9 protein-coding genes and 1 pseudogene are annotated in these 13,522 nt (G+C 68.8%); 4 read left to right on the top strand and 6 right to left on the bottom strand.

Annotation, left to right across the window (positions count from 1 at the left end; all coding sequences use genetic code 11):
• Together GWK61_RS45450 and GWK61_RS45455 are read left to right on the top strand one after the other, a co-directional pair.
• Positions 1-490, top strand: a pseudogene (locus tag GWK61_RS45450) (hypothetical protein); the annotation flags it as partial.
• Between the two features lie 227 nt (positions 491-717).
• Positions 718-951 (top strand): hypothetical protein, encoded by a 234-nt coding sequence (locus GWK61_RS45455; RefSeq protein ID WP_194918907.1) that lies wholly within the window; start codon positions 718-720, stop codon positions 949-951.
• Between the two features lie 240 nt (positions 952-1,191).
• Here GWK61_RS45455 and GWK61_RS45460 read toward each other — a convergent pair whose 3' ends face one another.
• From GWK61_RS45460 to GWK61_RS45485, 6 genes are all read right to left on the bottom strand, one after another.
• Positions 1,192-1,647 carry an RrF2 family transcriptional regulator gene (locus GWK61_RS45460; protein WP_194918909.1) on the bottom strand — a complete coding sequence of 152 codons (456 nt, stop codon included), beginning with the start codon at positions 1,645-1,647 and terminating at the stop codon, positions 1,192-1,194.
• A gap of 129 nt (positions 1,648-1,776) precedes the next feature.
• On the bottom strand, positions 1,777-2,595 hold the full coding sequence (locus tag GWK61_RS45465; RefSeq protein ID WP_194918912.1) for a DUF1684 domain-containing protein: 819 nt from the start codon (positions 2,593-2,595) through the stop codon (positions 1,777-1,779).
• 241 nt (positions 2,596-2,836) lie between these two features.
• A complete protein-coding gene (locus GWK61_RS45470) occupies positions 2,837-3,760 on the bottom strand; it encodes a hypothetical protein (protein WP_194918913.1) in 924 nt (307 codons plus the stop codon).
• Between the two features lie 184 nt (positions 3,761-3,944).
• A complete protein-coding gene (locus tag GWK61_RS45475) occupies positions 3,945-6,467 on the bottom strand; it encodes a cell wall-binding repeat-containing protein (protein ID WP_194918915.1) in 2,523 nt (840 codons plus the stop codon).
• A 172-nt stretch (positions 6,468-6,639) separates the two neighbouring features.
• Positions 6,640-7,719: an inositol-3-phosphate synthase gene (locus GWK61_RS45480; protein ID WP_194918917.1), complete on the bottom strand. Its 1,080-nt coding sequence runs from the start codon at positions 7,717-7,719 to the stop codon at positions 6,640-6,642.
• A 127-nt stretch (positions 7,720-7,846) separates the two neighbouring features.
• Entirely contained in the window at positions 7,847-8,449 is a 603-nt protein-coding gene (locus GWK61_RS45485) for a PadR family transcriptional regulator (protein WP_194918920.1), read from the bottom strand.
• Between the two features lie 407 nt (positions 8,450-8,856).
• On the opposite strand from GWK61_RS45485, the gene GWK61_RS45490 reads away from it, so the two are divergent.
• Positions 8,857-11,889: a transglycosylase domain-containing protein gene (locus GWK61_RS45490; RefSeq protein WP_194918921.1), complete on the top strand. Its 3,033-nt coding sequence runs from the start codon at positions 8,857-8,859 to the stop codon at positions 11,887-11,889.
• A 59-nt stretch (positions 11,890-11,948) separates the two neighbouring features.
• A complete protein-coding gene (locus tag GWK61_RS45495; RefSeq protein ID WP_194918923.1) occupies positions 11,949-13,484 on the top strand; it encodes a glycosyltransferase family 87 protein in 1,536 nt (511 codons plus the stop codon).
• The last annotated feature ends 38 nt before the right edge of the window (positions 13,485-13,522 follow it).

Below are 13,522 nucleotides of genomic sequence, written 5' to 3' on the forward strand. Positions count from 1 at the left end.
AACCCCGACCCCGCCGCCCGCCGGCCCCGCGAAGCGCACCGTCCCGGACATCGCGATGGACGGCGACCTGCTCACCGCCGTGCTCACCGGCCACACCGACCCGACCCTCGGCGGCTACGGCCAGGACGTCATCGGCGGCACCTCGGTGGCGGCCCCGATGTTCGCCGCGGTGCAGGCCGATGCCGAGCAGGCGGCCGGAGGGGCGCTGGGCTTCGCCAACCCGGCGTTGTACAAGCGGGCCGGCACGAAGCAGTTCACCGACATCGTCAACCACCCGAAGGCCGCGCCGAACTTGATTTCGGCCGTCGTGGACCACGGGATGTTCGGCGACGTGCACGAGGCGCGGCTGTTCAAGCTCGGCTTCGACCACGGCCTGAGCGCCCGCAAGGGCTACGACACCGCGACCGGGCTCGGCTCGCCGACGGCGGCCTACATCACCTCGTTCAAGCCGGCCCCGAGCAAGGGCGGGAGCGGAAAGAAGAAGAAATAGGAGTCACGCAGCAGGGCAGGCGGCCGGTCGGGCGAACGACCGGCCGCCTAACTATTCGCCCGATGGGGTCAAGGCCCGTGACCGGCCGAGCGTGCGCGGGGTTGGGCGACGTGATCGGCCGCGACCCGGCAGCCGATCGCCGTGAACCAGCACCGAACCGCCATTCAAAACCACCATCACAACCACCATCACAACCACCATCGAACCGCGATTGATAGGAGTCGGCCGTGCGCAAGCTCGCCACCCTCGCCGTCCTGACGCTGAGCGCCGGAACCGTCCTCGCCGGCAGCGCCACGTCCGCCAGCGCCGCCATCAACCTCGGCAACCCGGTCCCGGACGACACCACCACCGCCCCGGCCCCGGTCAGCACCGACTTCGCGAACACCTGGTGCGGCGCGCCCTGGCAGTGGAACGGCGCGCAGGCTTGTAGCAACCACCAGGCGCCGGCACCGGCTCAGTAGGCGGATCGCGGAGCGGCACGGGCCCTCGCCGAATGCGGGGGCTCAGAAGCTCAACGCGAGTGCGGAGTTCTGCTGAGATTCGGCCTGCACATCGGTCTGCCGAACAGATGCGCCGGACCGGGCCGCCGCTCGCGATTCCCAGCCTGAACGCGCGCCTGGCATCTTGCCGCTGAGCACGCGCGGCGAGGCCTTGGATGTCGGAGCGGCGGCGGGCAAGCCTGCCGGAACCGGCGCCCCACCTCACCGCGGCAGCCAAGCCTCCGGCGACTCCGCCATCCGCCGCACGTGCGCCGGCAGCTTCCCGCTCAGCACGTGCGCGAGGCTGGTCTCGTCGAGCACCTTGCGCAGGGCGGCGCGGGCCGCGACCCAGACGTCCGACAGGTGCTCGGCGGCGTTGCTGTATTCGGTCTCGTGGGGACGGAGCCCGCGGACTTCCGCCAGGGGGCCGTCGACGGCGCGGATCACCTGGCCGATGGAGATGGCGCTGGCCGGGCGCGCGAGGCTGTAGCCGCCCTCGGCGCCGCGGTGGCTGCGGATCAGGTCGGCGCGGCGCAGCTCGACCAGGATCGACTCCACGAACTTGCGGGGCAGGCCCTGGTGGTCGATCAGGACCGTGGACTTGACCAGGTCCGGACCGTGGGCCGCGAGCTCGAGCATCACCCGGACCGCGTAGTCGGCTTTTGCTGAGATCTGCACGGTGCCGATGCTAACAGCCGGTATACCCACCGGTTCCCTGGGAATTGGGACGTCCGAGGCCTGCGGGGGCTCGCCGGCCGCCGCGCGCCGCCGGTGTGCCGCCGCGCGCCCGCTGGTGCCCCGCCCGGTTCAGGAGCGGACCGCGCGCCGCTTCTCCCCCGCCGCCACCGCCAGGTCCAGCCGATTGCCGACCGGGGGCACCGGGCAGATGAAGTGGTCGCTGAAGGCGCACGGCGGCAGCTGCGCGTGGTTGAAGTCCAGGCGCGTCGTGCCGCTGCCGGATTCCGGGGCGGCGACGGCGAGCTGCCGGAAGCCGAAGGTGTCGGGCCCGTTGGTGGCGTCGCCGAAGGTGACGTCGAACCCGTCGCCGCCCTGCGTCGCCGCGAGCCGGTACTCGACGCCGTCGTGCTCGAAGACGAGGTCGCCGTCCAGCGCCAGCCCACGCTCCTTGCCGTCGGCGTTCAGCACGCGCTCGACGTGGCCGTGGACGTAGGGCTCGTAGCGCGCCTCGAAGACCAGTCCCGGGTCATGGGGGAAGCGCTCGATCCCGGCGAAGCCGCGCCGGTTCTCGGCCTCCGGGTCGTACACCCGCACCGCGAGGGCGCCTTCGCGCACGATCGGCACCAGCTTGCGCCCGTGGTGGAACAGCACGGTCGGATCCGGCGTGAGATCGGGGTTGAGCAGCCGCACGCCGTCGACCGGAACGTCCTCGACCAGCAACGCGTCGGCGGAGGTGGCGGTGACGGCCACGCTCACCCGGTCCGCGTCCGCGGCCCACACACCCGGCAGCCCGTCGATCCGCGTCGCGGCACCATCCTCCAGCCAGTGTGTCGCGATCAGGGCGAGGACCCCGTGCTCGGCGGAGACCGAGGCGTCGCGCTTCTCAGCCCACTGATTCCAGTCCGCCGGTGCGGGGCGGGTCGTCGTGGTCGGCTCCGACTCGGGCATGCTGGACTCTCCCTAGCTTTCCTATGGGCATTGCCTTGGTGGGGGCAACGCCCCGGAAAGCCGGTGGTATTCCGGCGCCGGGGTCACGACGTGCCCATGGTTCGGCCGCGGCGCGTCCCTCCAGATGGTCGCACGCCGCGGCCGAACGGGCTTGGAGCAGTTCAGCTCAGCTCAGATCAGCCCAGATCAACCCAGAGCAGAACAGAGCAGAACAGAGCAGAACAGAGCAGCCGGAACAGCCTCAGCCGTGCGTCACGCAGGCGTTCGCCTTGTTGGACCACAGCCCCTGCACGTCGAACTTGCCGGTGGTCAGCGTCTCGTACGCGTCCAGGTTGACGCACTCGTCGCCGATCTCCCCGTTGGCCGTGTTGTTCCAGCCGTCGGTGGGCCAGAAGTCGGTGACGGTCTCGGCGTACTCGTGGGTCTCGGTGGACTCGATGCCGGAGAGCAGGCGGCCGTCGGTGAGCGTGGTGCACGCCCCGGCGCCCAGGTCCGGCACGTACGGCATGTTGGTGTACGCGAGCTTGCCGTAGCTGGTGCTGGTGAAGTCGTGCCAGGCGCAGAAGCCGCTGTTCGGGAAGCCGTCCGGGTGGGTGCCGGTGGCCGACAGGACGACGTACTGCGCGTTGAGGTTCGGCGCCTGCGTCTTGTTGCCGAAGTGCCCGGCGGCCTTGCTCGCCTCCGCGGCGATCTGCGCCTGCGTGGAGTTCGTCGGCGCGGCCGCGCCGTTGTCGAACCAGACGCCGCCCAGGATCGAGGCGCTGGGGTGCTTCACGAACGTCGCGCTCGACGGGCACGTCGTGGTCCCGACCGGGGCGTTCTCGCAGTACTGCGTGAGGATCGTGCCCCAGGTGTCCTTCGCGCCGAACAGGCCCTTGAACAGGTTCTGCATGTCGGGCGCGACCTTCGCCGGGTCCTTGGACCACTGCGAACCCCAGAAGACGAGGTACACCTTGGGGGTCGGCGACACCACGCCGGACTTGCCGTTGGTCTGCAGCGACAGGGTGTCGGGGCCGGTGACCTGAGGGGTCGCCTTCGCGACCGCGCCCTTGGCGATGGGCTTCGCCCCGAAGTGGCTCACCCCGACGGCCGACGAGGTCGATATCGACATCGTGAAAGCCGTGGCGGCGGCAGCAGTGAGCGCGGCCAGACGGATCGTGCGCATGGGTCTCCTTCGTGGGGTGGCGAGAAACGGCCTGATGGGCCTCACGAAGGAATGTGCTGGAATATCAGACTTCTGTAAATGGAGACTTGAGTAAAGCTCAAGTCAACGGAAACGCCCGCCTGCAAAGGGGATTCCTTGGCTGGCGGGCGCCGCCTTGTTCAGCGTGAGCGAGGCGGTGAAACGCTTAGCGCTCCACACCACCGACCGCGTGGGCGATCTGGTCCATCACCGTCTTGTTGAGGGCCACCGGGCCGCCGAACAGCGTGATGGTCGAGATCTGGCTGTGCATCGACTGCAGCAGACTGGCGTCCGCCGGGGCCAGCCCCGTCGGGGGCGTCAGGATCAGCGGCTCGCCGGCGTTGGCCATGTACGCGCCGCCGGTGAGGGCGTCCGCGAACTGCATGCCCGTGGCCACACCGAACTGCGTCACCGGCATGTCGGCCGCGAAGCGCTTCGCCACTTCCACCGCCGTCGCGTACCGGTCCGCGCCCATCAGGGTGTGGGCCGCGCCGCCGAGGTAGCTGGTCGCCGCGACCGCCGCACCGCCCACCGCGTTGAGGTGGAAGGCCGGGTCGGCGGCGCCGTCCTTGCGCTCGGCGGCGGCGATGTAGGCCTTGGTGTTCGGGTCCAGCGTCTTGCCGTTGGACAGCAGGATCGCGTTGCCCTCGTCGGCGGCGAGCGGGCCGGCGGACAGGGCGTCGGCGAAGTCCTGGCCGGTGGCCACCACGACCTGGTGCGGAGAGCCCATACCCTGCTCCGCGATCTGCAAGGCGGTCCCGTAGCGGTCCTGACCGCCGAAGCGCTGGATGTTGTAGCCCATGCTCTGCAGCTGCTGCTGCACCTTCGGCGAGACGGCCTGGTTGCCGCCGAGGATGTAGACGGTCTTGCCCTGGGGCAGCACCCGGCGGATCTCCGCCGCGGTGGCCCCGTTCAGCGACCCGGGCTCGGTCAGCAGCAGCGGACCGCGGTCCCGCTTGGCCAGCGGCACACCGGCCAGCGCGTCCGGGAAGTTGTCGCCGCGCGCCAGCACGACCGCGTCGGCGATCGCCCGCGGCGTGTTGTCGCCGCCGGCGTTGGACCACTGGCTCTGCGACACCGCGACGCCGGTCGCGTAGCGGTCGCTGCCGGCCAGCCGGGAGACGGCGGTCGGCTGCGCCGGCGGGACGTTCGGCGGGGTCGGGGTGCCGGAGTTGTCGAAGCAGGCTTGGCTGTGGTGGTTCAGGAACTCCGCCATGTAGGCCTGCGCCGCGATCTGGCCGACGCGCTGCTCGGCGCCGATGTAGGAGTTCTCGGCCTGGTCGCCGGGCGTGGTCGCCGGGTTCCACGGCTTGTAGGTCTGGCCGGTGTGGAACCGGCCCTGCAGCTGGAGCTCCGCGGCGTTGTGCGTCGCGGAGTAGTGCACGGCATTGGATGCCGACGGGATGTACGCGCTGACCAGAGCATCGAAGGACCCGTAGTAGGCCGGGAACTGGGTGCCCCAGTCGTTGCCCTGGGGGTAGTTGATCTTCGCAGAATCGGTCGACTCGTAGATCGGCTTGCCATCAGGTGTGCCGATCGCCGGCGTGACATTCGCTGCGGGGTTGCCGGGAACCGGCGCGTATGCGAATGAGGGCGGGTTCATCGTCAGAGCGCTGTAGACGAGGCCGACATTGTGTGTCACCGCCTGCGGCGCGCACTTCCCGGCCAGCGCGAAGGTGCCGACCTGCTGAAGAGACTGGTCGAGCGCCGTCATGTACAGCGGGTGCAAGATGTTGTGGTTCTGCACCGTGCCGTCCTTCTGAACGTTCCAGCCTTGCAGCCACTGGTCCAGCCGACGCCCGTTGATCACTTCCGAGCTGGACAGGTCCGCCTGGGTCGCGGTGTCCGCGATCAGCAGGTCCTCGTTGCGGCGCTGCCAGTTGGCGGCGTTCGGGTGGTTGGGCATCATCGCCACGGCCAACCCGAGCAGCTGCGCCTCGTAGTTGTCCTCTTCGGCCTTGGTGTCGCCGGGGGTGACGTCCATGCCGGACTTGTTGTACTGATACAGCTGCTGGCTGCCCTGGTCCGAGGTCAGGTAGACGTCGTTGCCGGTGATGAGCCGGTTCGCCTCGTCGGCCATCATCCGGGCCACGGCGTCGCGGTCCCACGGCGACAGCTTGTCCCAGACCAGCCAGGCGGCCTGGCCGGTGTAGAACGCCCACAGCGGGGACTGCCAGCTGTTGCCCCACGTGGACACGCCCGCGAGGGAGTTGTTGGCGTAGTAGCGGTGCGCGAGCGCGCGCACCATGGTCGCCGCGCGGTTCTCGGCCTCGTCCGGGGTGATGCCGGAGTCGTACTGGTCCCAGTCGTGCAGCTTCACGGCGGTGGCGATGGACAGCGCCGCCATGCCCGGGAGCCGGAAGCTCTGCTCCGGGACGGCACCGGCGATGTCGAGGTTCAGATAACCGTCGGACGCCACGTTGGTGCCGTTGTTGTACGTGGTGTTGTACCAGGTGGTCGCCAGGTAGCGCGCAGAGTTGCTGAGGATCTGCGCGGTCTGCGTGCTGACCATGTCTGTCGGCGCGCCGCCGGAGAGGGCCGAGGGATTGATGGCCACCACGTCCGAACCGGACGCGGAGACCGTGATGCTCGCGGCTGAGGCGCTGGGCGCCGAGACCATGGTCCCGCCGAAGGCCGCGCCTGCCACCGCGAGACTCGATATGACCGAAATTTCGCGCTTGCGACCCATGTAAGACTCCTTGCGATTTTAAATACCTCGCGGGAGCTTACGCGAACTGCCCCGGGCCTTTGCAGGCTCGGGGCAGTATTTTGAGGCGTAATTTCGTCTACGGACTATGCGGTAGACGACTGGTCTGGTAAGGGCAATCGAGGCGTCAACCGCCTACCCGACCAGGGGCAAGTCAGCGCTCGACTTCGCCGCGGATGAACTTCTCCACCGCGTCGCGGGCCTCGTCGTCGAAGTACTGGACCGGCGGGGACTTCATGAAGTAGGAGGACGCCGACAGGATCGGGCCGCCGATGCCGCGGTCCAGCGCGATCTTCGCGCAGCGCACCGCGTCGATGATGACGCCGGCCGAGTTCGGGGAGTCCCAGACCTCGAGCTTGTACTCCAGGTTCAGCGGGACGTCGCCGAAGGCGCGACCCTCCAGGCGCACGTACGCCCACTTGCGGTCGTCGAGCCACGCGACGTAGTCCGACGGGCCGATGTGCACGTTGCCGGCGCCGAGGTCGTGGGACAGCTGCGAGGTCACGGCCTGGGTCTTGGAGATCTTCTTGGACTCCAGGCGCTCGCGCTCGAGCATGTTCATGAAGTCCATGTTGCCGCCGACGTTCAGCTGCATGGTGCGGTCCAGCACGACGCCGCGGTCCTCGAACAGCTTGGCCAGCACGCGGTGCGTGATGGTCGCGCCGACCTGGGACTTGATGTCGTCGCCGACGATCGGGACGCCGGCCGCCTCGAACTTGTCGGCCCACTCCTTGGTGCCGGCGATGAAGACCGGCAGCGCGTTCACGAACGCCACCTTGGCGTCGATCGCGACCTGCGCGTAGTACTCGACGGCGGACTGCGAGCCCACCGGCAGGTAGCAGACCACGACGTCGGCCTTGGCGGCCTTCAGCGCGGCGACCATGTCGACCGGCTCGGCGTCGGACTCCACGATGGTCTCGCGGTAGTACTTGCCCAGGCCGTCGTTGGTGTGGCCGCGCTGCACGACCACGCCGGTCGGCGGGACGTCGGCGATCTTGATGGTGTTGTTCTCGCTGGCGCCGATGGCGTCGGCGAGGTCCAGGCCGACCTTCTTGGCGTCGACGTCGAACGCGGCGACGAACTCCAGGTCGCTGACGTGGTACTCGCCGAACTGGACGTGCATCAGGCCGGGGACCTTGACGTTGGGGTCGGCGTCCTTGTAGTACTCGACGCCCTGCACCAGCGAGGCGGCGCAGTTACCGACGCCGATGATCGCTACTCGAACCGAACCCATGAACGGTTTCTCCTTCATCTTCCGCACCCGGGGGAAACGGGCACGCTCTCTTGCATATTTATGGAAAGGGGACAGTGGCCGGCCGGCTGCGACCGGGCCTCGGGTGTGACCTCTTCAGCGCGGGGCGCTAAGAGGCCCGGGGCTCCGGGGAGCCTTGCTGGGGTTGCTGCGGTGGGGTCGGGAACGCTTGCTCGTGCTCGGTCCTGATGAGCTCGTTGAGCCATCTGACCTCGCGCTCGGTGCTCTCCAGACCGTGCCGTTGGAGCTCCAGCGTGTAGGAGTCCAACCGGTCACGGCTGCGGGCCAGCGAGCCCCGCACCGCTTCCATCCGCTCCTCCAGACGGCTGCGCCGCCCCTCGAGGATGCGGATCCGGACGCCGGCGTTGGTCCGTCCGAAGAACGCGAAGTGGACGCCGAAGTTGTCGTCCTCCCAGGCCGCCGAGCCGGAGGTGGTCATGAGCTCCTGGAACCGCTCCTTGCCCTCCGCGGTCAGCTTGTAGCTGATCTTGGCACGGCGTGAGGAGGCGATGTTGGCGGTCTGGGTGTCGTCCTCGGCGATCCAGCCGCGGGCGACCAGGTCCTTCAGACAGGGGTACAGGGTCCCGTAGGACAGCGCGCGGAAGGCGCCGAGCTGCACGTTGAGCTGACGGCGCAGCTCGTAGCCGTGCATCGGGTGCTCGTGGAGCAGGCCGAGGACGGCCAGTTCCAGGATCTGGGACCGCTTCGCCATCGCTGCTCCTTCCTCGACCGTGCGCCGTACGGTTCCGTACGCCGCCGCCTGCCTGATAAACAAACACTGCCGATACATCGGGCGGATACACCAACTCGATACAGCCACTCGATGTATCGCTCCGATACATCGAGACGTTAGCGGGTGTCGGCCGCACCGCACAAGTCCCCAGGTGACCGGGGCGAAACGGACATTTCGACGCCAGTCGCGCTCTGCGCACGGGTCCGTGGCGTACCCTGTGCCGGTAGCGCGTCCGGGGCGGGGCGGGATCGCAACCGACTGACCGGTTTCGGGCGTCTCCGCGAGCAAGCCGGTCCATGGCGGTTTCCATCCGCCTGGTTCCGGCAGGCAGGGGGGCGTGCGGCAAGCGTGGCTCCACAGAGGACTCAGGTGAGGCGGACCGAGGTATGAGCGAGCACGGCAGTCGGCGCGCCGGAGGTGGCGGCGGATCACGGGGGCGCCGGTCGGCCAACGGCGGCGGCTTCTCTGACAAGCTCGACGGGCTCACCAACCAACTGTCCGGGATGTTCGGCAAGCGCGGCGGCGGCCGGCGCGGTGGCGGCGACGGGTACGACGACCAGTACGACGAGTACGGGTCCTACGACGACCGCGGCTACGAGAACGCCGGATACAACGACTCGTACGCCGACGGCGGCGGCTACGGCGACGAGGCCGAGGTCGCCTCGGGCGGCGGGCGACGGGGCGCCGGACGGCGGGCCTCGGCCCGCTCCGGCGGGACCGGCGGTACGGGTGGCGCGGGTGGCGGCCGGGGTGGACGCGGCGGCCGGAACGGCGGCAACGGCCCGGACGATCTGCCCCCCAAAGACTGGTGGATGAAGTTCATCAACTACCCGCGCTACGGCAAGCGCGGGTGGCGGCACTGGATGCCGTCGATCAAGCAGGTGCTGTCGATCTTCCTGAGCTTCCTGTTCACCGTCATAGGCGTGGTGGCCTACGCGTACGCGAACACCCAGATCCCGCAGGTCAAGAACAGTATCGCGGCCGGCAACCCGACCACTTACGCATATGACGACGGCGAAGTCTTCGGCAACATCGGCGTCAACTACTACCAGGTCAACGACATAAGCCAGATCCCGACGGTGTTCCAGAACGCGTTCGTCGCGGCGGAGAACTACTCGTTCTGGTCCGACCCCGGTGTGTCGTTCACCGGTGTGGCGCGTTCAGCGCTCAACGACCTGTTCGGCAGCGGTGGAACGCAGGGCGGATCGACGATCACCCAGCAGTACGTGAAGAACGCGTACCTGTCGCAGGACCAGACGCTGGGCCGCAAGATCAACGAGATCATGATCTCCATAAAGCTCAACCACACGCAGAGCAAGCAGCAGATCCTGCTCGGGTACCTGAACCAGATCTCGTTCGGCCGCGGCGCCTACGGCATCGACGCCGCCGCGCGCGCCTACTTCGGCAAGCCGATCAGCAGCTTCACCAACAACGACGTCGACAAAGCAGCGTTCCTGGCCGCGCTGGTCAACGACCCCAGCAACTTCTCGACCGCGTTGGCCAACGCCAAGGCCCGCACCGACAACCCCAAGACGTTCGACCGCTTCGTGAAGCGGTACAACGCGATCCTGGCGAACATGTCGCAGTACAAGTTCGCGGACAAGCCGATCACCGACAAATTCCAGGGCAAGCTGCCGGCCGTCAACGACTACAAGCAGCCGAACCTCTCCGGGTGGGTCGGCTACATGAAGGACGCCGCCACGCAGTTCCTCTCGGCGCAGATGGCCGAGTACCCCACCGACCCGACGACGCAGAAGTACGCGAACATCGACAACCTGTCCAAGGGCGGGTACAAGATCGTCACCACGTACAACCACGTGATGATGGCCGACTCGCAGCAGGCGGCGGACGCGTTGTGGACCGGGACGAGCGGCGGCGGTGGCGGGAAGCTGAACCCGAAACACCCGTCCGACCATGACGTGCACCTGGCGTTCGCCTCAGTGAACATGCACGGCGAAGTGAAATCCTTCTACACCGGCACGGACGGCGTCGAGGACTACGCGAAGAACGCCTTCAACTACGCGATCCAGGGTGGCGTGCAGGTCGGTTCGACGTTCAAGCCGATCACCCTGGCGACCGCGCTACAGTCCGGCAAGTTCTCGCTGGACAGCATGGAGCCGGGCACCAACGCCAAGCCGCTGTACCTGCCGGGGTCGACCACGCCGCTGACCTTCTACGACACCACCCTGCACAGGCAAGCGAACTGGCCCCCCAACGAGGACGAGGAAGCTCCGCCGTCCGGCACCACCGACACCACGCTGAAGCAGGGCCTGGCGATGTCGCTGAACTCCGTGTTCGCCGCGCTGGAGCTCGACCCCGCGGTGACCATGGACGGCGTCTACAACATGGCCCTGGCCCTCGGCATCAAGCCCGACACCCCCGACTTCAAGAAGGTCGCCTCGCTGACCCTGGGCACCGCGGAGATCACCCCGATGCGCATGGCCAACGTCTACACGGCCTTCGCCGACGGCGGTGTCGCACACGAGCCGGTGCAGGTCTCCGCGATCCTCGACCAGCACGGGCAGACCGTCTGGACACCGCCGGCCCTGCGCCCCGGCAGCGGGGTCAACAAGCAGGTGATGTCCGCGAACACCGCCGCCGGCGTCACCAACGCGCTGCAGGGCGTCCTCGCCAAGGGCGGTACGGCCGGCGCGAACAGCGACGCCGCCGCCCTGGCCGCCGCGTCCAACTACAGCCTGGCCGGCAAGACCGGTACCACCGACAGCAACCACTCGGCCTGGTTCACCGGGTTCTCCTCGTCGCTGGCGACCTCGGTGGGCATCTTCAGATCCACCGCGGACGGCACCCTGGAGTCCATCAAGGGTCTGGGTTACGACGACCAGTCGAAACGCATCAACGGTATGGACTGGCCGACGACGGTCTGGTCGAAGTTCATGAGCATCGAGCTCAACAAGGACAAGACCAACTTCGCCAAACCGTTCCCGCCGTACGCGCCGATCTGTTCCGGAGTCAGCAACATCGTGAGCTTCGGCCAGTCCGTCTCGGCCGGCCCGCTGGCCACGGACACGAACTCGCTGCCCGGCACGCCGACCGGCTCGGAGGCGAACTGCCAGGCGGTGTTCGTCCCGACGCCGACCCCGACGCCGACGCCGACCCCGACGAAGGCCACGACGAGCACGCAGCAGCCGCTGTGCCAGGCGCCGGCGCAGTTCGACCCGGCCTCGCAGCAGTGCGTGACGCTGCCCTCGACGCCGACGGACACCACCACGCAGACACAGCCGACCGGCACCGGGACGACCAACACCACCGGGCCTACGAGCCCGACGTCGACCACGCCGACCACGCCGTCGAGCAGGTTCTGCCAGCAGCATCCGACAGATCCGCTGTGCCCGACGACCTCGACCCCGACGACCACCACCAGCACGTCCAACCCCCTCGGCGCCCCGCCTGCGGGCTGACGCCGGATCTTTATCGGGACATGCAGACGGGGAACAGAGCGGTAGGGCACGATGTGCAAGTGAGTTCGGACGTGAGCGACCAGGCGCCCGGCCCGTCGGGGGAACCGACGGGCCGGGGCGCGGCGGCGGCACCGACCCTCGTCGCGCCCTCCCTCGACGACCCGGTGGTGAACGCCGCCTCCGACGCCGTGGGCGGCCCGCTGGGCGCGCGGGCGTGGCGGCCCCGGCTGGGGTCGCGCTCGGCGATCCGGACGGTCGCCCGGGTGCTGGTGCTGCTGACGCTGCTCACGCTGGGGCTCGGGGTGGCGCAGCGCTCGCCGTGCTACTCCACGGCCTGGAACGGCACGGGCAAGCAGCAGTACAACCACCTTTGCTACACCGACGTGCCGTACATGTACTACGGCCGGGGCTTCGACAAGCACCTCACGCCGTACCGCCAGACCGACACGGCCAGCGGCAACTACGGCCTGGAGTACCCGGTGGTGGCCGGCGCGGCGATGGAGACCGCGGCGCTGCTGGCGCAGAAGCTGGGCGCCGACACCCCGGACCAGGTGCGCTGGTTCTACAACGTCACGACGTGGTTCCTGATCATCTTCGCGCTCGTCTGCGTCCTGGCGGTGATCGGACTCGCCGGACGAAGACCATGGGACGCGGCGATGTTCGCGCTGGCGCCGGGGCTGTTGCTGACCGGGACCATAAACTGGGACCTGATCGCGGTGGCGCTGGCCTCGCTCGGGATGCTGGCCTGGGCACGGAACAAACCGGTGGTCGCGGGCATCGCGCTGGGCCTGGGCTCGGCGACGAAGCTGTACCCGGTGTTCCTGCTGATCCCGCTGCTGGTGCTGTGCTGGCGCGCGGGCCGGATGCGCCAGTGGACGCAGGCGACCGGCACCGCGGTGGTGACCTGGCTGGCGGTGAACGCCCCGGTCATGATCTTGGCCTTCCAGGGCTGGAAGTACTTCTTCACGTTCAACGACAACCGCCCGATCGACCTGGGCTCGCCGTGGTTCGCGATCCGCCACTGGTGGGGCTGGGAGCCGCCGAACAAGAACATCGTCATCATCGCCCTGGTGCTGGCCGGCTGGCTGGCCGTGGCGCTGCTGGGGCTGATGGCCCGGCGCCGGCCGCGGTTCGCGCAGCTGGCGTTCCTGACGGTCGCGGTGTTCGTGCTGCTGAACAAGGTGTACTCGCCGCAGTACGTGCTGTGGCTGATCCCGCTGGCGGCGCTGGCGAGGCCGCGCTGGCGCGACTTCCTGATCTGGCAGTGCTGCGAAGTCGCGTACTACGTGGCGGTCTGGTACTACCTGGTCTGGCAGGCCGGGCCCAGCAACGGCAACACCCGAGGGCTGCCGGACAACTTCTACGTGTGGGCGATCGTGATCCACCTCGCGGGCATCGTGTTCCTGATGGTGCAGATCATCCGCGACATCCTGGACCCCCGCCGCGACCCGATCCGCGCCGACGGCATCGACGACGACCCGGCGGGCGGCGCACTGGCCGACAGCCCGGACGTGTGGGCCTGGTCGCAGCCCCGGTCGCACCGCGCGGGAGCGGGGCACGGGGCCGGTGCCGAGCCTGAGCTCGCTTCGGTCTGAGATTGGCCGCGGGGGACGGGGCTCGGGAGGTTCGGGGG

The organism is Catenulispora rubra, assembly GCF_015356825.1.
In the GTDB taxonomy this organism is placed as follows: domain Bacteria; phylum Actinomycetota; class Actinomycetes; order Streptomycetales; family Catenulisporaceae; genus Catenulispora; species Catenulispora rubra.

Bases quoted from the DNA above. Each gene is read 5' to 3' on its own strand.
- GWK61_RS45475 (WP_194918915.1), bottom strand. From the start codon at position 6,467: ATGGGTCGCAAGCGCGAAATTTCGGTCATATCGAGTCTCGCGGTGGCA.
- GWK61_RS45465 (WP_194918912.1), bottom strand. From the start codon at position 2,595: ATGCCCGAGTCGGAGCCGACCACGACGACCCGCCCCGCACCGGCGGAC.
- GWK61_RS45490 (WP_194918921.1), top strand. From the start codon at position 8,857: ATGAGCGAGCACGGCAGTCGGCGCGCCGGAGGTGGCGGCGGATCACGG.
- GWK61_RS45470 (WP_194918913.1), bottom strand. From the start codon at position 3,760: ATGCGCACGATCCGTCTGGCCGCGCTCACTGCTGCCGCCGCCACGGCT.
- GWK61_RS45485 (WP_194918920.1), bottom strand. From the start codon at position 8,449: ATGGCGAAGCGGTCCCAGATCCTGGAACTGGCCGTCCTCGGCCTGCTC.
- GWK61_RS45480 (WP_194918917.1), bottom strand. From the start codon at position 7,719: ATGGGTTCGGTTCGAGTAGCGATCATCGGCGTCGGTAACTGCGCCGCC.